This is a genomic window from Xanthomonas sp. PPL134, assembly GCF_040595915.1.
In the GTDB taxonomy this organism is placed as follows: Bacteria; Pseudomonadota; Gammaproteobacteria; order Xanthomonadales; family Xanthomonadaceae; genus Xanthomonas_A; species Xanthomonas_A indica.
This window is the reverse complement of the sequence record NZ_JAMDLL010000001.1, coordinates 578162-599393: the sequence shown is the minus strand read 5'-3', so window position 1 is coordinate 599393 and position 21232 is coordinate 578162. Positions and strand designations below refer to the sequence as shown.

Annotated in this window: 18 protein-coding genes; 7 read left to right on the top strand and 11 right to left on the bottom strand. The window is 71.2% G+C overall.

The features are described from left to right. Positions 1-73 precede the first annotated feature (73 nt). Positions 74-1291, bottom strand: coding sequence for a tryptophan synthase subunit beta (gene trpB, locus M3U25_RS02645; RefSeq protein WP_160947109.1), 1218 nt, complete (start codon positions 1289-1291; stop codon positions 74-76). 99 nt (positions 1292-1390) lie between these two features. Here trpB and M3U25_RS02640 point away from each other — a divergent pair, with 99 nt between their 5' ends. Next, the gene (locus M3U25_RS02640) at positions 1391-2284 is read left to right on the top strand and encodes a LysR family transcriptional regulator (RefSeq protein WP_355495111.1); all 894 of its coding nucleotides are present in this window, start codon (positions 1391-1393) and stop codon (positions 2282-2284) included. 66 nt (positions 2285-2350) lie between these two features. Here M3U25_RS02640 and M3U25_RS02635 read toward each other — a convergent pair whose 3' ends face one another. The 7 genes from M3U25_RS02635 to prmB all read right to left on the bottom strand — a co-directional run bounded on the left by M3U25_RS02635 (position 2351) and on the right by prmB (position 10724). Next, positions 2351-3013, bottom strand: a complete 663-nt coding sequence (locus tag M3U25_RS02635) for a phosphoribosylanthranilate isomerase (protein ID WP_242156695.1) — start codon at positions 3011-3013, stop codon at positions 2351-2353. After that, positions 3010-3783, bottom strand: coding sequence for a tRNA pseudouridine(38-40) synthase TruA (gene truA, locus M3U25_RS02630; protein WP_355495115.1), 774 nt, complete (start codon positions 3781-3783; stop codon positions 3010-3012). The genes M3U25_RS02635 and truA overlap by 4 nt, the downstream gene beginning before the upstream one ends. Before the next feature lie 229 nt (positions 3784-4012). Further along, complete coding sequence (locus tag M3U25_RS02625) at positions 4013-5998, bottom strand: FimV/HubP family polar landmark protein (protein ID WP_355496323.1); 1986 nt, start codon at positions 5996-5998, stop codon at positions 4013-4015. Between the two features lie 529 nt (positions 5999-6527). After that, positions 6528-7553 (bottom strand): aspartate-semialdehyde dehydrogenase, encoded by a 1026-nt coding sequence (locus M3U25_RS02620; RefSeq protein WP_355495118.1) that lies wholly within the window; start codon positions 7551-7553, stop codon positions 6528-6530. A 103-nt stretch (positions 7554-7656) separates the two neighbouring features. Then, positions 7657-8691, bottom strand: coding sequence for a D-glycerate dehydrogenase (locus M3U25_RS02615; RefSeq protein ID WP_355495121.1), 1035 nt, complete (start codon positions 8689-8691; stop codon positions 7657-7659). Further along, complete coding sequence (aroC, locus tag M3U25_RS02610; protein ID WP_355495125.1) at positions 8684-9787, bottom strand: chorismate synthase; 1104 nt, start codon at positions 9785-9787, stop codon at positions 8684-8686. Before aroC ends, M3U25_RS02615 begins: the two co-directional genes overlap by 8 nt. Before the next feature lie 10 nt (positions 9788-9797). Then, a complete protein-coding gene (prmB, locus tag M3U25_RS02605; RefSeq protein ID WP_160960969.1) occupies positions 9798-10724 on the bottom strand; it encodes a 50S ribosomal protein L3 N(5)-glutamine methyltransferase in 927 nt (308 codons plus the stop codon). Between the two features lie 79 nt (positions 10725-10803). Here prmB and M3U25_RS02600 point away from each other — a divergent pair, with 79 nt between their 5' ends. Then, positions 10804-11454 (top strand): SCO family protein, encoded by a 651-nt coding sequence (locus M3U25_RS02600; protein WP_355495130.1) that lies wholly within the window; start codon positions 10804-10806, stop codon positions 11452-11454. After that, positions 11451-12296 (top strand): archaetidylserine decarboxylase, encoded by an 846-nt coding sequence (gene asd, locus M3U25_RS02595; protein WP_355495133.1) that lies wholly within the window; start codon positions 11451-11453, stop codon positions 12294-12296. Before M3U25_RS02600 ends, asd begins: the two co-directional genes overlap by 4 nt. A 581-nt stretch (positions 12297-12877) precedes the next feature. Here the strand turns inward: asd and M3U25_RS02590 are convergent. Continuing rightward, positions 12878-14479: a transglycosylase SLT domain-containing protein gene (locus tag M3U25_RS02590; RefSeq protein ID WP_355495136.1), complete on the bottom strand. Its 1602-nt coding sequence runs from the start codon at positions 14477-14479 to the stop codon at positions 12878-12880. A 151-nt stretch (positions 14480-14630) separates the two neighbouring features. Here M3U25_RS02590 and M3U25_RS02585 point away from each other — a divergent pair, with 151 nt between their 5' ends. Then, on the top strand, positions 14631-16319 hold the full coding sequence (locus tag M3U25_RS02585; RefSeq protein WP_355495139.1) for a helicase HerA-like domain-containing protein: 1689 nt from the start codon (positions 14631-14633) through the stop codon (positions 16317-16319). A 58-nt stretch (positions 16320-16377) separates the two neighbouring features. Further along, positions 16378-16830 (top strand): GFA family protein, encoded by a 453-nt coding sequence (locus M3U25_RS02580; protein ID WP_355495142.1) that lies wholly within the window; start codon positions 16378-16380, stop codon positions 16828-16830. A 127-nt stretch (positions 16831-16957) separates the two neighbouring features. Here M3U25_RS02580 and M3U25_RS02575 read toward each other — a convergent pair whose 3' ends face one another. Continuing rightward, entirely contained in the window at positions 16958-17560 is a 603-nt protein-coding gene (locus M3U25_RS02575) for an NUDIX domain-containing protein (RefSeq protein ID WP_355495145.1), read from the bottom strand. A 247-nt stretch (positions 17561-17807) separates the two neighbouring features. On the opposite strand from M3U25_RS02575, the gene M3U25_RS02570 reads away from it, so the two are divergent. Then, a complete protein-coding gene (locus tag M3U25_RS02570; protein WP_355495148.1) occupies positions 17808-19088 on the top strand; it encodes a hypothetical protein in 1281 nt (426 codons plus the stop codon). A gap of 55 nt (positions 19089-19143) precedes the next feature. Here M3U25_RS02570 and M3U25_RS02565 read toward each other — a convergent pair whose 3' ends face one another. Beyond that, on the bottom strand, positions 19144-20583 hold the full coding sequence (locus M3U25_RS02565; protein WP_355495151.1) for a rhomboid family intramembrane serine protease: 1440 nt from the start codon (positions 20581-20583) through the stop codon (positions 19144-19146). Positions 20584-20691: 108 nt separating this feature from the next. Between M3U25_RS02565 and greB the strand changes: the two genes are divergently transcribed. After that, positions 20692-21198, top strand: a complete 507-nt coding sequence (gene greB, locus M3U25_RS02560; protein ID WP_017909114.1) for a transcription elongation factor GreB — start codon at positions 20692-20694, stop codon at positions 21196-21198. The last annotated feature ends 34 nt before the right edge of the window (positions 21199-21232 follow it).

Genomic DNA, 21232 nt, shown 5'->3' with positions numbered 1-21232 from the left:
TGGGGACGGGGCTGCGCCCGCACCCGCATCCGGCGCTCCGCGCCACCTTCTCCCGAAGGAGAAAGGTCAAGCGTTACAGCGTCAGCCCTTCACGCGCGGCGATGGTGTGCACGTCCTTGTCGCCGCGGCCGGACAGGTTGCACAGCACCAGCGCGTCCTTGGGCAGTTCGCGCGCCAGCTTGATCGACTGCGCCACGGCGTGGCTGGACTCCAGCGCGGCGAGGATGCCCTCGGTATGCGCCAGCAGGTGGAACGCGGCCAGCGCCTCGTCGTCGGTGATGCCCTGGTAGACGGCGCGGCCGCTGTCGGCCAGGAATGCGTGCTCCGGGCCCACGCCCGGGTAATCCAGGCCGGCGGACACCGAATGGGTTTCGATGATCTGCCCGTCGTCGTCGCAGATCACATAGGTGCGGTTGCCGTGCAGCACGCCGGGACGGCCGGCGGCGATCGAGGCGGCGTGGCGACCGCTGCCGATGCCGTCGCCAGCGGCCTCGGCGCCGTAGATCTTCACCGAGGCGTCGTTGAGGAAGGCATGGAACAGGCCGATGGCGTTGCTGCCGCCGCCGACGCAGGCGCTGATCGCATCCGGCAGGCGACCGTAGTCGGCCAGCATCTGCGCGCGCGCCTCGCGGCCGACGATGGCGTTGAAGTCGCGCACCATGCGCGGATACGGATCGGGGCCGGCGACGGTGCCGATGATGTAGAAGGTGTCCTGCACGTTGGTCACCCAGTCGCGCATGGCCTCGTTGAGCGCGTCCTTGAGCGTGGCCGAGCCGGAGTGCACCGGCACTACCGTGGCGCCGAGCAGCTTCATCCGGTAGACGTTGATCTTCTGCCGCTCGATGTCGGTGGCGCCCATGTACACCACGCACTCCAGGCCCAGCCGCGCGGCCACGGTGGCGCTGGCCACGCCGTGCTGGCCGGCGCCGGTCTCGGCGATGATGCGGGTCTTGCCCATGCGGCTGGCCAGCAGCGCCTGGCCGATGGTGTTGTTGATCTTGTGCGCGCCGGTGTGGTTCAGGTCCTCGCGCTTGAGCAGGATCTGCGCGCCGCCGACTTCGCGGCTGAGCCGCTCGGCGTGGTAGATCGGGCTGGGCCGGCCGACGTAGTGGGTCAGGTCCTTGTCGTAGGCGGCGATGAAGGCTGGATCCTGGCGCGCGGCGTCGTAGGCGGCGGCCAGTTCCTGCAACGGGCCGATCAGGGTCTCGGCGACGAAGCGGCCGCCGTAGCGGCCGAAATGGCCGGCGGCGTCGGGATAGGCATGGAAGTCGCTGACGGGAACAGAGGACATGGCGCAAACCGGAGGGCAACAGGACAGGCCTGCACTTTAGCGCACACGTCGGCGCACAAAAACCGATAAAGTCTGACGCAAATTGTCAGGAAAACTCACATGACCAGCACACGCCGCCTGCCCTCGCTCAACGCCGTGCGCGCGTTCGAGGCCGCCGCGCGGCTGCGCAGCGTCGGCGCCGCGGCGGCGGAACTGCATGTCACCCATGGCGCGGTCAGCCGCCAGGTGCGGTTGCTGGAGCAGGAACTGGGGCTGCCGCTGCTGCAGCGCGACGGCCGCGGCATCCGCCCGACCGCCGCCGGCACGCGCCTGTGCGAGGCCGCCGGCATCGCCTTCGCGCAGTTGCACGAGGCGGTGGCGGAGCTGCGCCGTCCCGCGCGCCCGGCCGCGCTGGTGCTGGGCTGCCCCGGCAGCATCCTGGCCCGCTGGATGATCCCGCGGCTGCAGGCGCTGCAGCGCGACCTGCCGGCGCTGACCCTGCACCTGTCCGCGCACGAAGGCGACTTCGCCGCAGACCTGGACGGCCTGGACGCGGCGCTGCTGCTGGGCCAGGCGCCGTGGCCGGCGGACTGGCAGGTCCGCGTGCTGGCGCCGGAGCGGATCGGCCCGGTGCTCAGCCCTGCCCTGCCGCAGGCGCCCCCCCTGGCCACGGCCGCGCCGGCGGCGCTGCAGGACCTGCCGCTGCTGCATACGGTATCGCGCCCGCAGGCGTGGCCGGCCTGGGCCGAGGCACAGGGATTGGCGCCGGCGCAGTTGCACTACGGCACCGGTTTCGAACACCTGTACTACCTGCTGGAGGCGGCGCTGGCCGGGATCGGCGTGGCGATCGCGCCACAGCCGCTGGTCGCCGACGACCTGGCCAGTGGCCGCCTGCTGGCGCCGTGGGGCTTCGTCGCCACCGGCGGGCAGTGGGCGCTGTGCACGCGCCGCGAGGTGCAGGACCCGCGGGTCGACGCGCTGGCCCAGTGGCTGACGCAGGAGCTGCAGCGCTGAGGTCAACGGGACGCAGGCGACGCCGCAACCGCCTGCCTGCCCTTCCGCCGCGACGCGCTGCCGCGCTCAGCAGTTCGTATTCAACTCGTGGCAGTCGGCGCGGCGCACTTCCTCGACGAACTTGCGCATCTTGTGGCCGTCCTTGATGCCGGGCTGGCTCTCGATGCCGCTGGACACGTCCACGCCCCACGGCAGCGTGGCGATGATCGCGTCGAACACGTTGTCGCCATTGATGCCGCCGGCGAGCAGGAACGGCCGGTGCAGGCCGGTGGGCAGCCGCGACCAGTCGAAGGTCTTGCCCGAGCCGCCACTTTCGCCGGGCGCGTGGCTATCGAACAGGAAGCCGGCGGCGTTGGGGTACTGCAACTGCAGGGTGCGCGCGTTGACCTCGCCGCCGCCCATGGGCACCGCCTTCAGGTACGGCAGGTTGAAGCTGCGGCAAAAGCCGTCGTCCTCGTCGCCGTGGAACTGCAGCAGGGTCGGACGCACGGTGCGCAGCACCTCGCGCACCTCGTCCTTGGGGTTGTCGCGGAACAGCGCCACCACGTCGACCATGGGCGCGGCGGCCTGGCGCATCGCCCGCGCCTCGGCCGGCGCCACCCGCCGCGGGCTGCCATGGGCGAACACGAACCCGATCGAGTCCACGCCCAACTCGCCTGCCAGGCGGATGTCGCCGGCGCGGGTCATGCCGCAGAACTTGATGCGGGTGCGATACAACGTGCGATTCATAGCGTGACCTCGTCCGGAAGCGTCCAGTGGGCGGGATAAAGGGGACCGACGAACACCAGGCCCTGCGGCGGTGCCGTCGGGCCGGCGACGCGGCGGTCGCGTCCCGCGAGCAGTTCGCCAATCCAGGACACCGGCTTTTCGCCCGTTCCCACCATGACAAGGGAACCAACGATATTGCGCACCATGTGATGAAGGAATGCATTGGCCTGGACCTGGATCTCGACCAGGTCGCCGCTGCGGCTCACCGTGATCGACTGCAGCTCGCGGCGCGCGTGCAGCGCCTGGCACTGCACGCTGCGGAAGGCGCTGAAGTCCTGCTCGCCCAGCAGCGCCTGCGCTGCGGCGTGCATGGCCGCGGCCTGCAGCGGCCGCCGCTCCCAGCTCAGGGTCTGCCGGTACAGCGCCGGGCGCACCTGGCGGTTGAGCAGGCGGTAGCGGTAGCGGCGCGCGCGGGCCGAGAAGCGCGCATGGAAGTCGTCGGCCACCGGCACGCACCAGCGCACGCACACCGACGGCGGCAGCCGCGCGGTGGCGCCCAGCATCCAGCCGCGCGCCGGGCGCGACGCATCGCAGTCGAAATGCACCACCTGGCATTCGCCGTGGACGCCGGCATCGGTGCGGCCGGCGCAGATCACGCTCACCGGCGCGTCGGCCACCGACGACAGCGCCGCCTGCAGCGTGGCCTGCACGCTGGGACCACCGCTCTCGCCGAGCTGCTGCCAGCCCTGGAACTCGCTGCCGTCGTACTCCACGCCTAGCGCGTAACGCATGGCGACCTCCACTGCAGTCGGACACGGGCGTCGGCCCGCTGCGTGGCCGCCTCGCGCCTGGAACAGCACAATACGCCTGTCACTACGCAGCCGTGGCGGCAGTGCCCCGACAAGACGGGCAGCGCGCACACGCCCGCGCTCGCCCACCGCCGACGGGCAGGGTGCCGCGCCACCGTCCCGCTCCAGGCCGGACGGCCGCGGCGAGCGCGCCGCGCGCCGCCTGCCACCATCAGTCCAGCCGTCCCAACAATTGCAACGCCTCGGCGCGCGCGGCCGGGTCGCCGCTGGCCGCGACCTCGGTCAGCAAGGTACGTGCGGTCTCGTTGTCGCCCAGGTCCATGTACGCCACCGCCAGTTCCAGCCGCTCGCGGCCCACCGGCGGATACGGCGACGGCGCTTCGGCCGGCGCCGGTGCGGCAGGCGCCGGTGCGGCAGGCTGGTGCCAGGTCGGCTCCTGCCGGCCGGCGCCGGCGTCGCTGTCGACAGGAAGGTCGCTGCTCGGCACCGCGGCCAGCGGCGGCGGTTGCCGCCAGGCCGTCTCGGCCGCGGGCTCGACGGCCGGGATGGATTCCGGATGGGCCTCGGCCGGGTCGACGGAATGCAGGTCGTCATTGCCGGCGGACAGCGGCGCATCGGCCGACGCATGGCGCATCGACTGCTGCGCCAGCACGCGTTCGAAGGCGTCGTCGTCGAGCGTGGCGTGGTGGTCGGCGTGATCGTCGGCAACGTGGTCGGCACGCTCCCACGCCTCCAGCGCCTCCTCGTCGCGGGCGGCCGCAGCCTCCTCGGCCAACGGCTCGGGTTCCAGCGGCGGCAGTTCCGGCGCATCGACATCGCGGTGCGCGACCACCGGCACCGCGGCGCTCGCCGCCAGGGCCGCGTCGTCGTCGCGCGGCAACGGCGGCAGCGGCGACGGCTTGCGCCGGCGCGACAGCAACAAGGCACCGAGACCCAGCACCAGCAGGCTCAGCCCGCCCCACAGCCACAGCGGGAATCCCGCATTGGCCGGCGCCGGCGCGGCAGCGGCGGCCGGCGCCGCCTGCCCGGCCTGGGCCAGGCGCTTCTGCGCCGCGGCCAGGTCGCTGTTCTTCAGCGCGATCAGTTGCTGCTGCTGGGCCTTGAGCTTTTCGAGCTGCTCCACCCGCGAGCGCAGTTCCTGGACCTCGGCATCGCGTGCCGCGAGGTCTTCGCGCGCCTGCTGCAATTGTTGGGTCGCCACCATGTCTCCTTCGTCGCCGGCACCGGTGCCGGACTTGGTTCCCGCCTCGCGGCGCGTCGCCGGCACCGCCGGCGCGATTTCCAGGCGCGCGCCGGACGCGGCCGCCGGCGCCGCGGCGGCCGGCTTGGGGGCGGCCTGCGCCGTCGCCGCGTCCTGCTGCGCCTGTGCCGGCTGCGGCACCGGCGCGCGCGCCTGGCGCCATTGCGCCGCCTGCTCGCGCACCACGGCCTCGGCCGCGGCGGCATCCAGGCTGGCCAGGTCCTCCTCGCGCGGCGTGCGCAACACCGCGCCCTGCTTGAGCAGGTTGAGATTGCCGCGGATGAAGGCGTCCGGATTGGCGCGCAGCAGCGCGACCATGGTCTGGTCCAGCGAATGGCCGTTGCCGCGCGCGAGCTGGCCGGCGATCTGCGACAAGGTCTGCCCGGCGCGCACCGGCGCCAGCGCATCGCCGGGCTCTGCCGCCGGGGCCGGCGCCGGACGCGGCGTGGCAGCCGGCCTGGCAGTCGGCGTCGCTGGCGTCGTCGCAGCCGCCGGCGCGGGGGCGGCCGTGGATGCCTCACGGGTGATGCGGTCGGACGGCTGCGCCGCGGCCGGTGCATCTATCGCCGGCGCGTCGATCGCCGCAGCGGTGTTGGGTGCATCGATCAGTGCCGAATACTCGCGGATCAGCCGCCCCTGGCCCCAATCGACCTCGATCAGGAAGCTCAACGACGGCACGTCGACCGGCATGCGGCTGCTGACTTGGATCACCGCGCGGCCCTTGCGGGTCTGGGTGAAGCGGAACTGCAGATCGCTGACCAGGCCCTGCGGGCGTTCCAGCCCCACCCGCGCGAAGGTCGCCGGCGAGGCCAGCGCTACCCGCGCCCGCTCCAGTTCGCCGGGCTCGTTGGAAATCACCGGGATCTCGGCCAGGAACGGCTCGCCCGGCTTGGACAGCACGCGGATATCGCCCAGGCCCAATGCCAGGGCCGCCTGGCTGCAGGCCAGCAACAGCAGCGCCGCGGCCGCGCGACCGACATGGCGCAGCCCGCGCGCGGCAGAGACCGCATCGCCGCTGCAGCGACGGAACAAACGTGGTTGTAGGCGCATCCCGCCCCTGCCCCTTGGAGTCATGTCCATCAATATATATGAAGCGGGGAGTGGGGATTTGGGATTGGGGATTCGTTGCGGGCACTGCAGCGGCGGGGGTGCGCTCGCGCGGGTGCGGAAGCGGCTTCTCCCCTTGCCGGATCCGTGACAGACGAGCACTGCGACGCGCCTTGTCCTGCAGGAGCGGCTTCAGCCGCGATGGCGTTCCCGAGAACGCTTCGTCGCGGCTGAAGCCGCTCCTACGGATGCGCTCGTCATCATCGCGCCCGCAGGCGTTATCGCCGCCGCTTCTCGCAGCACGACACGGACCCCGGACACGACAACGGCCAGGGCATGTGCCACTGGCCGCTGCGTGATTGCCGGGAGATACCGCGCTTCGCAGCGCCGAAACGGCGCTGCGCGGCGCTGACGAACCCCCAATCCCGACTCCCGAATCTCAGCCCTCCTGGGCCACCAGCTCGGCCAACTGCACCGCGTTGAGCGCGGCGCCCTTGCGGATGTTGTCGGCCACCACCCACAGGTTGAGGCCGCGCGGGTGCGAGAAATCCTCGCGGATGCGGCCGACGAACACCGGGTCCTTGCCGGAGGCATGGGTCACCGGGGTCGGATAGCCGCCGGCCTTGTGCTCGTCGACCACTTCCACGCCGGGCGCCTGACCCAGCAGCGCGCGCGCCTGCTCGACGGTGATCTTGCGCTTGGTCTCGATGTTGACCGCCTCCGAGTGCCCGAAGAACACCGGCACGCGCACCGCGGTGGGGTTCACCAGGATGCTGCTGTCCTCGAGGATCTTCTGCGTCTCCCACACCAGCTTCATCTCTTCCTTGGTGTAGCCGTTGGGCTGGAAGTCGTCGATGTGCGGGATCAGGTTGAAGGCGATCTGCGCCTGGAACTTCTGCGGCTCGATGTCCTGGAACGCCAGCAGCTGCGCGGTCTGCTTGCCCAGTTCCTCCATGCCCGAGCGGCCGGCGCCGGACACCGACTGGTAGGTGGCCACGTTGATGCGCTCGATGCCGTATTCCTTGTGGATCGGCGCCAGCACCGGCATCAGCTGCATGGTCGAGCAGTTGGGATTGGCGACGATGCCGCGCGGACGGTGCTTCAGCGCGTGCGGATTGACCTCCGACACCACCAGCGGCACGTCGTCGTCGTAGCGGAAGGTCGAGGAATTGTCGATCACCACCGCGCCGGCCGCGGCGAACTTCGGCGCGTATTCCTTGGAAATGCCGCCGCCGGCGGAGAACAGCGCGATGTCCACGCCGGTCGGGTCGAAGGTGGCCAGGTCGAGCACGGTGACCTTCTGGCCGTTGAACTCGACCTGGCCGCCGGCCGAGCGCTCGGAGGCCAGCGGGTACAGCGTGGCGACGGGAAAACCGCGCTCGGCGAGGATGCTCAGCATGGTTTCGCCGACGGCACCGGTGGCGCCGACGACGGCGACGTTGAAACGACGGGTTGCATTGCTCATGGAAGGATTCGATCCGCAGGAGAAAAAAAGGGGAGGAACAGCCGCACTGCCACGTGGATTCGGGGAACCTGCCGTGCGCGCCGCGCGCGGCGCCGCAGGCTCCCTATCGTTTTTTGTCCGCCATCGTCCGCGCGCCGCCGGCCGCGGCGATCGCGTCCAGGTTCAGCGCATTGGGCGGACGCCCGGCGTCGGCACCGATGCCCAGCGCGGCAAGCAGGTTGTCCACCGCCAATGACACCATCGCGCGGCGCGTGGCCACGCTGGCGCTGCCGATGTGCGGGGTCAGCACCACGTTGCGCAACGCCAGCAGTTCCGGACGGATCGCCGGCTCGCCTTCGAACACGTCCAGCCCGGCCGCGGCCAGGCGCCCATTGGCCAGCGCGTCGGCCAGCGCGACTTCATCCACCAGGCCGCCGCGGGCGATGTTCACCAGCGTCGCGGTCGGCTGCATCTTGGCCAGCGCGGCGGCATCGATGACGTGGTGCGACTGGGCGCTGTACGGCAGCACCAGCAGCAGGTGGTCGGCGCGCGCCAGCAGTGCGTCGAAACCGACGTACTCGGCGCGATGCGCACGCTCCACCTCGGCCGGCAGGCGGCTGCGGTTGTGGTACAGCACGCGCATCGAGAAACCGGCGGCGCGGCGCGCGATGGCCTGGCCGATCCGGCCCATGCCGAGGATGCCCAGCGTGCTGCCGTGGACATCGGCGCCGAGCATGGTCTGGAACGACCACTGCTGCCACTGCCCCGCGCGCAGCCAGCGTTCGGCCTCGCCGATGCGCCGCGCGGCGGCCATCAGCAGGGCGAAGCCGAGATCGGCGGTGGTCTCGGTGAGCACGTCGGGGGTGTTGGTGGCGACGATGCCGGCCGCGCTGAGCGCGTCCAGGTCCAGATTGTTGTAGCCGACGCCGACGTTGGCGATGGCGCGCAACCGCGACGCGCCGGCGATCTCGGCGGCGCCGATGCGCTCGTTGAGGGTGACCAGGGCGCCGTCCAGCGGCGCCAGCGCCTGCGCCAGGTCCTGCGGCGAATACTTGGTCACGTCCGCGGTGGTGGTCAGCGCGCAATGCGCCCCCAGCCGTGCGACGACATCGTCGAACAGCGGCTGGCTGACCCACACCCGCGGCCGCGACTCAGCCATCGCCACCGCCTGGGATGCGCGGCGTCACCGTGCCCACGTCGCCGCATTGCGCGCGGTGGCGAAGCGCCTGGTCCATCAGCACCAGCGCCATCATCGCCTCGGCGATCGGGGTGGCGCGGATGCCGACGCAGGGGTCGTGGCGGCCGGTGGTGATCACGTCCACCGCCTGCCCGTCCACGTCCACCGTGGCGCCGGGCAGGCGCAGGCTGGAGGTGGGCTTGAACGCGACCGAGACGACGACCGGTTGGCCGGTGGCGATGCCGCCAAGCACGCCGCCGGCGTGGTTGGACTGGAACCCGTCCGGCGCGATCAGGTCGCGATGGTCGGTGCCCTTCTGGGTCACCGCGGCGAAGCCGTCGCCGATCTCCACGCCCTTGACCGCATTGATGCTCATCATCGCCGCGGCCAACTCGCCGTCGAGCTTGCCGTAGATCGGCTCGCCCCAGCCCGCCGGCACGCCGTCGGCGACCACGGTCACGCGCGCGCCGATCGAATCGCCGGACTTGCGCAGCGCATCCATGTACGCCTCCAGCTCCGGCACCTGCGGCGCGTGCGGCCAGAAGAACGCGTTTTCTTCCACTGCGTCCCAGGCGAAGCCCTGCGGCAGCAGCGGCCCGAGCTGGGACAGGTAGCCGCGCACGCGCACGCCGTAGCGCTGCGCCAGCCACTTCTTGGCGATGACGCCGGCGGCCACGCGCATGGTGGTCTCGCGCGCCGACGAGCGCCCGCCGCCGCGCGGATCGCGGATGCCGTACTTCTGCCAGTAGCTGTAGTCGGCATGGCCGGGGCGGAACTGCCGGGCGATGTCGGTGTAGTCCTTGCTGCGCTGGTCGGTGTTGCGGATCAGCAGGCCGATCGGGGTGCCGGTGGTGCGGCCCTCGTAGACCCCGGACAGGATCTCGATGGCGTCGGCCTCGCGCCGCGCCGAGGTGTGCCGGCTCTTGCCGGTGGCGCGGCGCTGCAGGTCGTGGGCGAATTCGCTGGCGTCCAGCTCCAGCCCCGGCGGGCAGCCATCGACCACGCAGCCGATCGCCGGCCCGTGCGATTCGCCGAAGGTGGTGACGGTCAGCAGCGTGCCGAAACTGTTCGCGCTCATGGCCGTCGCATCACCGGTCCGCGGCCAGCGCGGCGATGCGCGCGTGGTGCGTCAGCAGTTCGCTGCGCTCCACCGCGAAGATGCCCATCTGCCCGACCTTGAACTCGACCCAGGCAAAATCCACTTCCGGCAGCAGCTGCGCCAGCGCGCGCTCGGACTCGCCGACCTCGCAGATCAGCAGCCCGTCCTCGCTCAGGTGCGCCGGCGCGTCGCGCAGGATCTTCAGCGCCAGGTCCAGCCCGTCGTCGCCCGCGCGCAGGCCCAGTTCCGGCTCGTGCGCGTATTCCGGCGGCAGCGCATCGGTCTCGGCGTGGGTGACGTAGGGCGGATTGGTCACGATCAGCTCGTAGCGGCGCCCGCCCAGCCCGGCGAACAGGTCGGACTTGACCAGTTCGACGTTGTCGGCCAGCAGCCGCTCCTTGTTCTCGGCGGCCAGGCTCAGCGCATCGTCGCTGATGTCGACCGCGTCCACCTGCCAGTTCGGGTTGTAGTGGGCCATGGCGATGGCGATGCAGCCCGAGCCGGTGCACAGGTCCAGCGCGCGCTCGACCGGGCGGCCGGCCAGCCACGGCTCGAAGCCGGCCTCGATCAGTTCGGCGATCGGCGAGCGCGGCACCAGCGCGCGCGCATCGCTCTTGAAGCTGAGCCCGGCGAACCAGGCCTCGCCGGTGAGGTAGGCGGCGGGGATGCGCTCGGCGATGCGGCGCTCGAACAGCGCCAGCACCTGCGCCTTCTCCGGCGTGGTGACCCGCGCGCTGCCGTAGGCCGGGCCCAGGTCGTGCGGCAGGTGCAGCGCGTGCAGCACCAGTTGCGTGGCCTCGTCCAGGGCGTTGTCGTAGCTGTGGCCGAAGCTCAGCCCGGCGGCGTTGAAACGGCTGGTGCCGTAGCGGATCAGGTCGATGATCGTGTGGAGTTCGGCGGCCGCGTCGGCAGTCATGGCAACAGGCAAGGCAATTCGGCCCCCGATTATAGAGGCCCGGCCGCTATGATGAGCGTTCGTTGCATGGGAAATCAGTATGTTCAACCGCACCTTCGGCATCGTCCTGGTGGTTGCCCTGGCCGCCGGCCTGGGGCTGCTGCTGGCCCAGAAGTACTTCGGCGGCAGCGCCGCCCCGGCCTGGCCGGAGACCCGCACGGTGCGCATGTACCCGCAGCCGCGGCCCCTGCCCGACTTCCACCTGCGCCAGACCGACGGCACGCCGCTGGTGCCGGGCGAGCTCAAGGGCCACTGGACCCTGGTGTTCCTGGGCTTCACCGCCTGCCCGGACGTGTGCCCGACCACCCTGGCCGACCTGGCGCACGCGCAGAAGCAATGGGAGACGCTGCCGGACACGCTGCGCCCGCGCGTGCTGTTCGTCTCGGTCGACCCGCAGCGCGACACCCTGCCGCGGCTGGGCGAGTACGCCCATGCCTTCCATAAGGACACCATCGCCGCCACCGCCGACGTGCCCGAGCTGGAGCGCTTCGCCACCGCGCTGGGCTTCGTGTTCCAGAAGGTGCCGGGCAAGCACTACGCCGAGAACCCGAACGACTACAGCATGGACCACTCCGCCGCGATCGCGGTGCTCGACCCGCAGGGCCGCCAGGCCGGGCTGATCCGCCCGCCGTTCGATGCCGCGGCGATCGCCGCCGACCTGCAGGCCCTGACCAAGGCCACCGCCCCATGAGCCTGACCACCCGCCTGACCTACGTGCTGCCGCACCGGCTGCTGTCCTCGCTGGCGCGGCGCCTGGCCTATTCGTCGCGGCCCGGACTGAAGCAGTGGCTGATCGACACGGTGGTGCGCCGCTTCGGCGTGGACCTGAGCGAGGCCGCGCAACCGGATGCGCGCGCCTACCCGACCTTCAATGCCTTCTTCACCCGTGCGCTGAAGCCGGGTGCGCGTGTCGCCGATCCCGATCCGCAGGCGCTGCTGATGCCGGCCGACGGCCGCATCAGCCAGCTCGGCCGGATCGAGGACGGGCGCATCTTCCAGGCCAAGGGGCAGTCGTTCACCGCCGCCGAACTGCTCGGCGACGACGCCGCGGCGGCGCCGTTCGCCAACGGCCTGTATGCCACCGTGTACCTGTCGCCGCGCGACTACCACCGCGTGCACATGCCGTGGACCGGCACCCTGCGCGAAACCGTGCACGTGCCGGGGCGGCTGTTCAGCGTCGGCACCGACGCGGTGCGCACCGTGCCGCGCCTGTTCGCGCGCAACGAGCGCCTGGTCTGCCATTTCGACACCGACTTCGGCCCGATGGTCTCGGTGATGGTCGGCGCGCTGCTGGTGTCCGGCGTGGAAACCGTGTGGAGCGGCGTGGAGATCCCGCGCTACGCCGATCGCATCACCCGCAAGGATTGGCGCGGCAAGGGCATCACCCTGCAGCGGTTCGAGGAAATGGCGCGCTTCAACTACGGCTCCACGGTGATCGTGCTGCTGCCGCCGGGCGTGGTCGCGTTCGACCCGGCGCTGAAGGCGGAATCGCCGGTGCGGCTGGGGCAGGCGCTGGCGCGGTTGATGCGCTGAGGCGTGAGAGGGCCGCGCTGCGGCCCTTTCGCTTGAGGAGCGCCTTTGTGGGAGGGACTTCAGTCCCGACGCCTGGACGGTGAAAGACCGCCGGCATGTGCTGGATGGTGGTGTCGACGCCTCGCCTGAGACTGCGGCCGCCGTACCCTCATCCGGCGCTGCGCGCCACCTTCTCCCGAGGGGCGAAGGGATTGGATCGCGCTTTGTCTCGCAACTGGTGTGCAGCGACAGCCCCACTGTGGGAGGGACCTCAGTCCCGACGCATGGGCGGTGGAAGGACCGCCTTTCCCTGCGATGGATGACGGCAAGCCGGACGCCCGAGACTGCGCATGGCCCGCCCCTCATCCGGCGCTACGCGCCACCTTCTCCCGAGGGGAGAAGGGATTGGATTGCGCTTTGTCTCGCAACTGGTATGCAGCGACAGCGCCACTGTGGGAGGGACTTCAGTCCCGACGCATGGACGGTGGAAGGACCGCCTTTCCCTGCAATGGATGACGGTAAAGCCACAAGCCCGAGACTGCGCATGGCCCAACCCTCATCCGGCGCTACGCGCCACCTTCTCCCGGAGGGAGACGGGATCCTTACTTCTCGCAGCCCACCAGCTTCAGCGACTGGCCCGGCTTCAGGGCATAGCCCGGGGCGCGCAGGCCGTTGGCCTTGGCCAGTTCCTTCAGGTCGCAGTCGTGGCGGTCGGAAATCCGCCCCAACGTGTCGCCCTTGGCCACGCGGTAGTTGCGCACCTGCTTCTGCTTGGGCTTGGCCGGCGCGGGTCGGCCGGTGGCCACCGTGGTCGGCACGCCGGCGACCGGGCTGACGTCGCCCACCGCCACATTGCCGGTCAGGTCGGCGGCCGGCGCCGGGCTGCCGCTGCGCACCGCGGCGGTGACGTCGGCGGTGATCAGTGCGCGCGCCAGGTCGGCGCGCGGGCCACTGACGCAGTAGCGGTTGTACAGGCCGACGATCTTGGTGGTGGCGTTGATGGTCACCCCGGCCGGGATCCAGCCGTCCGGCTCGTAGCGCGGGTTGAGGTTGCGCAGGGCGCGCATGTAGCCGTCGCGGGTGCCGTCGCTGCCCAGGCAGATGGTCAGTTCGTAGATGGTGGTGGACTTGGCCAGGCGCAGCGTGGCCGGCTGCGCATTGATCTTGGGGAAGGCCACGCCGTACTGCTGCGGGTGCAGGAAGATCCACGCCGCGGCGATCACCATCGGCACGTAGTCCTTGGTCTCGGCCGGGAACTGGTTGTACACCGAGGCGTCCCAGAAGCTGCGGCCGGGCATCTGGTTGAACACGCGCGCCGCGCGGCCTTCGCCGCCGTTGTAGCCGGCCAGGGCCAGTTCGACGCTGCGGTTGAGCTCGGCCATGCGCTCGTTGATGTAGACCGCGCTGGCCTCGGCGGCGCTGCGCGCGTCGTAGCGGGTATCGAAGCCGGTGCCGTCCGGGCCCAGGCCGAAACGGCGCCCGGTGGCCGGCATGAACTGCATCAGCCCGGCGGCGCCCACCCGCGAATTGGCATGCACGCGGCCGTTGGACTCCTTGGCGATGATGCCGAACAGCAACGCCTCCGGCAGGCCGCGCTTCTCCCACTCCGGCCACATGATCGCGCGCAGGTTCTGGTAGTTCTCGTAGCTGCTCATCAGCGCCGGGCGCATGTCGGTCAGCCAGCGGCGGATGCCGGCCTGCACCGCCGGGTTGTACTCCACCATCGAATCGAAGGCGTGGCGCTTGTCGTTGAGCAGGCGTGCCGCGCGCGCGGCTTCCGGCACGTCGGCGGCCAGCGGGCTGATGTGGTCGGGGTCGGCCTGCAGCGGCGCCGCGTCTTCGTCGGCGGCGGCATCGGTATCGCTGGCCTGGCCCTGCGCGTCGGTCTTGGCCTTGAGCAGGCGCTTGTACGCGCCCAGGTAGGTGCCGACCTCGCAGCCACGCTGCTTGATGCAGGCCTGGATCACGTCCTCGATGTCTTCCAGCGCGGCGTCGCTTTCCTGGGTGCCCTTGGGGTCGCTGTTGCCGACCAGCACCATGGCGTCGTTGTAGCGCTTCTCGGCGGCGGCCAGGCGCTGGTCGAGGACGGCGATGGCGGCCTGGTCGCGGGCGGACACGCGGGCATGGGCGGCAGGAGCGGTGCAGGTCAGCGCCACGGCAGCCGCGACGGGCCACGCGTGGGTGAAGCGAAACGGAAGGGGCATGGTGGGACGCGGCGACGGAAAGGCCGCAGGGTAGCCCCCGCCGTCGCATCGCGGCAAGGTCGCCGCGGCCCTGGCCCGGCCCGCGGCGGGCCGACGTTCATGGCCGGCGGGCGTCCCGCGCTGCAACACGGACACCGCGCGCACCGTGCCCATGACCCGCGATGCCGTCGCCACGCCCGTGCCACAGCATCGAACGGCCACACCACGCAAAGCCCCCATTTCGCGGGGTGCGCATCGATGTCTGCATGGTGGCGCGACGCCCCCAACGCACCCGCGCGCGTTCGGTCATCCCGCAGACGCTCTAGAATCCAGGCACCTCATTGCGGACCCCGATATGGACCCGATCCTGCTAGGCAAAGGCGTGACCGACGACATCGCGGTGCTGCTGCAACCGCGCCTGGGCAACCGCCACGGCCTGGTCGCCGGCGCCACCGGCACCGGCAAGACCGTGACCCTGATGACCCTGGCCGAAGGCTTCTCGCGGATCGGCGTGCCGGTGTTCCTGGCCGACGTGAAGGGCGACGTGGCCGGCCTGGCGATGCCCGGCGACGGCAGCGAGAAGGTGCTGCAGCGCGCGGCGCAGATCGGCGTGCGCGACTACGCCCCGGCCGCCAACCCGGTGGTGTTCTGGGATCTGTACGGCAAGCTCGGTCATCCGGTGCGCACCACCGTCAGCGAGATGGGCCCCACCCTGCTGGCACGCGTGCTGGAACTCAACGACACCCAGGCCGGCGTGCTCGACATCGTGTTCAAGCTGGCCGACGACCGCGGCCTGCTGCTGCTCGACCTGGACGACCTGCGCGCGCTGCTGGCGCTGGTGGTGGAAGAGCGCAAGGACATCTCCACCGAATACGGCCTGGTCAGCGCGCAATCGGTGGCGGCGATCCAGCGCGCGCTGCTGCGCCTGGCCCAGGACGGCGGCGAAGGTTTCTTCGGCGAGCCGGCACTGGACCTGGCCGAGCTGATGCGGGTCGACCACGACGGCCGCGGCGTGATCGGCATCCTCGCCGCTGCGCAACTGGTGCTCAAGCCGCGGCTGTACTCGACCTTCCTGCTGTGGCTGCTGTCGGAACTGTTCGAGCAACTGCCGGAAGTGGGCGACCTGGACAAGCCCAAGCTGGTGTTCGTGTTCGACGAGGCGCACCTGCTGTTCGACGACGCGCCACCGGCGCTGGTGCAGCGCATCGAGCAGGTGGTGCGGCTGATCCGCTCCAAGGGCGTGGGCGTGTACTTCTGCTCGCAGTTCCCCGACGACGTGCCCGACAGCATCCTCGGCCAGCTCGGCAACCGCGTGCAGCACGCGCTGCGCGCCTACACGCCGCGCGACCAGAAGGCGGTGCGCACCGCCGCCGAAACCTTCGTCGCCAATCCCAAGCTGGACGTGGCCAAGGCCATCTCCCAGCTCGGCACCGGCGAGGCGCTGGTGTCCACGTTGCAGGACAAGGGCGTGCCGGCACCGGTACAGCAGACCCTGATCGCGCCGCCGCGCTGCCGCATGGGCGCGATCACCGAGGCCGAGCGCGCGCAGGTGCGCGCCGGCAGCCCGGTCGGCGCGCGCTACGACATGCCGGTCAACCGCGAATCGGCGGCGGAGCTGCTGGCGCGCCGCGTCGAGCAGAGCGCCGACCGCAGCGCCGCGCCGCCGGCACGCACCCGCGAACAGGACGAGGCCCAGGACAGCGGCTTCGGCCAGGCGGTCAAGGACGCGGTGTTCGGCACCAAGCGCCGCCAGGGCATGCTGGAGGCGATGGCCAAGCAGACCTCGCGCACCATCGGCAACCGCATCGGCCAGCAGATCGTGCGCGGCATCTTCGGCAGCATCTTCGGTGGCAAGCGCTGAGCGCAGCCGACGCCAAAGCAAGCTCCAGCATGGACAGGAACGCGATGAGCGCCTTTCAATGATGTCGCGCGCAGACAAGCTCACAACGCTCCAGGGAAGCTGCCACTGCGGCGGCCTGACCGTCGTGTTCTCGACGGATCAATCGGCAGAGGACATCCGTCCGCGCGCCTGCGACTGCAGCTTCTGCCAGAAGCATGGTGCGGCATACGTTTCCGATCCCGCCGGCACGCTGCGACTGACGGCCACGCATGCCGAGGCCGTGCATCGTTATCGCCAGGGCGCAGAGGCCGCCCAGTTCCAGCTGTGCCGCCAGTGCGGGGTGCTGGTCGCGGTCACGTTCGAGCATCAGGGGCGGCTTTACGGTGCCGTCAATGCCGGCTGTCTGGACAAGACGCCGGCGCTCGGGGCCGCAGCGCCGGTTTCTCCGCAATGGCTGGACGCCGAAGCAAAAATGGCCCGATGGCGGCAGGCGTGGGTGCCGGACGTGCAATGGGTCATCGCTGGCACCTGAGCATGCCTGCCGCACACCGTCGCCACCAGCGATCGACAGGCCCAGCGTGCAGAACGCTGGATTCGCGGGGACGCGCGGCCTTCGATCCAGGCGCTGCCACGCAGGTACAAAAACCGACAACGCGACGCTAGGCCAGCAGCCCGTGCAGCTTGGCGTACTGCAGCAGCATGATGGTCTTGGCGTCGGCGATCTCGCCGGTGTCGATCATCGCCAGCGCGGCATCGAGCGCCAGCTCCAGCACCTCGATCTCCTCGCCCTCGGCGGCCACGCCGCCACCGGCGCCGACCTTGTCGCGCTCCACGTACTCGCCCACGAAGAAATACAGCCGCTCGGTCACCGAGCCCGGACTCATGAACGCTTCGAACACCTTGCGCACGTTCTCGATCCGGTAGCCGGTCTCCTCCTCGGTTTCCTTGTGGATGCAGGTCTCCGGATCGTGGCGATCGAGCAGCCCGGCACAGGCCTCGATCAGCATGCCGTCGGGATTGCCGTTGAGCAGGGTCGGCAAGCGGAACTGGCGGGTCAGCATCACCGTGCCCTTGGCGCGGCTGTACAGCAGGATGGTCGCGCCATTGCCACGGTCGTAGGCCTCGCGCGTGAGCGCCTGCCAACTGCCGTCGTGACGCTGGAAATCGAAGCTGACCTTGCGCAGCACGTACCAGTTGTCCGACAGCACCTCGATGTTGGTGACGCGCACGCGCGGATTGCCGGAAACGAAGGAAGGGTCCAAGCGAGACTCCTGGGAGGGGAACGGCGAAACGGCGGGCTCGACGCGAGACGCACGCATCCGCCGCCGGGCGTGCAGTGTAGCCAGCGCACGCGCAGCCGCTGCGGCACGGGCGGCGCTTAGCGCAGCAGCACACGCCGCCCGTGCCAGCGTCGGCCGTCCGCTGCCGCACGCCCGCCACGGCCAGCGCCCGATTGCACCGGCCGCGGCCGACCCGCACAATCGTCTCACTTCGTAGACAGGGGGAGTCATGGAAGATCGTCGTCGCGCGGGCGCAAGCCGCGCCCATCGCAGCACACCCGAACCGTTCTGGGCGCGCACCCGCGCCATCGCGCTGTATCCGCTGCGCGGCGGCGCGCTGTACGCGCTGATCGCGCTGACCCTGTGCAGCCTGCTGGGACTGCTGCCCGGCATCGGCTGGATCCTTGGCATCGTCACCACCCTGGCGATCTACAAATACGCCTTCGAGATCCTGCGCCACACCGCCGACGGCTACCTGGACGCGCCGGAACGCGGCTTCGATGTCGGCGACGGCGTGGTGCTGCGGCTGCTGGCGATGATGATCCTGCTCGGCGTGGCGGTGTTCGCCGCGCTGCTGCTGGCCGGGCCGGTCGGCGGCCTGCTGATGCTGCTGGCGGTGGTGCTGCTGCAGCCGGGCATCCTCATTTCCCTGGCGATGGACGGCAGCCTGCGCCGCGCGCTGAACCCGGCCGTGTCGATCGGCCTGGCGCTGCGCATCGGCTGGCCGTACCTGGCCGCGTTCGGCCTGCTGTTCGTGATCCAGGCCAGCGCGCTGAGCGCCGCCGCCTGGCTGCAGCGCGCCCTGCCGCCGCTGGTCGCCGACCTGGCGGTCACCGTGGTGACGATCTGGGGCCTGTTCGCCGCCTTCCACCTGCTGGGCTATCTGGTCTACCAGTATCACGCTGTGCTGGGCTACGAACCGGCCGCCGAGGCGGCCAACGCCTTCGCCCGCCACGACCCGGACCAGCGCGTGCTCGACGAGGCCGAACAGCTGGTGCGCGACGGCCACACCGACGACGCGCTGCAGGTGCTGCGCAGCGAAGTGCGCACGCGCGCAGTGAGCCTGGGCGTGCACGAGCTGTACCAGCGCCTGCTGCGCGGCAGCGCGCGCCACGACGAACGCCGCGACCACACCCGCCAGTACATCCACCGGCTGCTGCAGGAAAAGCAGGAACGGCGCGCGCTGGCCTTGCAGCGCGAGGCGCTGGATGCCGATCCCGACTTCGTGCCGCTGCTGCCGGAGCAGGCCACGCTGCTGGCCGAACGTGCGCAGCTGGCGGGCCAGTTCCGGCTCGCCGCCGATGGGCTGCAGGCCGCTGTGCGCGGCTGGCCGAATGCGCCGGAACGCAGCGCCTGGTCGCTGCAGGCCGCGTTGCTGCTGGCCGAACGCTTCGGCGAGGACGCGCAGGCGCGCAGCCTGCTGGAGGACGCGCTGAGCCGCTGCGACGACGACGTGCAGCGCGGCAAGCTGCAGGCGGCGTTGCGCGCGGTGACGATCGCGCCGGTCTAGTCATGCGCGGAGCGGGACACGCTGGCGTGCCCCGCTGCCGTGCCGGGCAGCGCCCTCAGGCATTGGCGAGCAGGAACCGCGCCTTGTCCGCCGGCGGCAAATCCGGGTAGCGCACGATCAGCGCCTCCAGCACGCGCCGCCACTCCGCCGTGGCCTGGCGTTCGCCGTGGCCCAGCGCGAGCCGGAACCAGGCCTGCGCCTGCTGCTCGCGTGGCGAGACCGCATCCTGCGCCAGCAGCGCCTCCGCCTCCGCCAACAAGCCCAGCGCCATCCAGCGTGCGAACAGGGCCGCGCGCGTGGGCGCATCCAGGTCGCCGGCCGCCTGCAGCACGCCGGCCTGCTGCCGCGCCTCCTGCACGGACGGCGCCACCAGGTGCATCACCTCCATCGCCCTGGCCCGCGCCGACGCGGCCTGGCCGGCATTGGCGGCCAGGCGGTAGCGCGCCAGCGCCACATCGAAGCGCTGCGGCGCTTCCGCGGCCAGCGCATCCAGCAGCACGCCAGCCTGGTGGTGTTCCATTCGCCCCAGGTGCGCCTGCGCACGCGCCCAGCGGTCGTCGAGGGGCGCATCGGCCTCGTCGCGCAGGAACGCCTCGCGGGCCTGTCCGGCCGCCACCAGCACCGCGCCGAGCAGCGCGCCGACCACCAGGCCACCGGCATGCGCGTCGAAACCGATGCCGGCATCGCCATTGAACAGCAGGTTGTACAGTTCCCAGCCCAGCCACAGCGGCAGCAGCGCGATGGCCGGGGCGCGCACGTAGTCGAACAGCACCGCCGCCCAGTAGAAGAAGCGCACCGGGCGCCGCCCCCACACCACGCAGAACGCGCCCATCAATGCGGCAATGGCCCCGGAGGCGCCGAGCCCCGCCCCGGCTTCGCCCCAACGCCACCACAGGCTCGCCGCGCTGGCACCGAACGCACCGAGCAGGTACACCGCCAGGAACCGCCAGCCGCCGATCGCGCCTTCCAGCAGGGTGCCCAGCGCCAGCAGGAACAGCATGTTGCCGACCAGGTGCAGGGCGTCGGCATGCAGGAAGGCCGACGTGAGCATGCGTGCCGGCGCCCATTCGGAGCTGCGCTGCACATGGCGCAGGGTGAACACACGCTGCAGCAGCGTGTCGTAGCGCGCGCGCAGCGGCGCCCAGGCCTGTTGCGCATCGGCGTCCGCGAATGCGCTGCCGTCGCGCATGGCCTGCACGAAGCGCACATCGTGCAGGGTGGTGGCGCCGACGAAGGCCGGCCGCTCCGCCGCCGGCACCTGCTGCAGCCGTGCCAGCGCCTCGCGCTCGCCACTGCGCTCCAGGTAGCGCGCATAGGCCGGCGCTTCCAGCGCGCCAAGTCCGGAGTCCAGGTAGACGCGCAGCGCCTGCCGCAGCGGCGCCCCGTCGTGGCGCTGCCAGCCGACGTAGACCGCGACGTTGAGCAGGATCAGCAGCAGCGTGACCAGCGGGAAGTTGTCCCGCGACAGCGGCTTGTGCAGCGGCAGGATCAGCATCGGGCGACGTTCGTGTGCGGGGCGGCGCCAGCTTCGGCCATCGCCTGCGGGTGCGCAAGCCGCAGGCACGCGCTAGCATCGCCACCCCGCTCCACCGCAGTCGCATCGATGAGCCGCTGGCGTCCCCCTGCCGAGAAAAGCACCGCCCTGATCACCCCGGAAGGCCATGCCCGGCTCAAGGCCGAGCTGGAGGAGCTGTGGCGGGTGCGCCGCCCCGAGGTGGTCAAGGCGCTGGCCGCGGCCGCGGCCGAGGGCGACCGCTCGGAGAACGCCGAGTACACCTACCGCAAGAAGCAACTGGGCGAGATCGACCGCCGCGTGCGCTACCTGAGCAAGCGCCTGGAAGCGCTGCGCGTGGTCGCCGAGGCGCCGTCCGACCCGCAGGCGGTGTTCTTCGGCGCGCACATCGAACTGGAGGATGCCGACAGCGGCGAGCTGCGCCGCTACCGCATCGTCGGGCCGGACGAGACCGACGCGGCGCGCGGCTGGATCAGCATCGATTCGCCGCTGGCGCGGGCGCTGCTGAAGAAGCGCATCGACGACGAAGTGGAAGCGCAGTTGCCCGGCGGCCGCCACAGCTTCGTGGTGGTCGCGGTGGACTACGCCACGCCCTGAGCGCGCGGCGCCGTGGCGCCCCGCATGCGGCCGC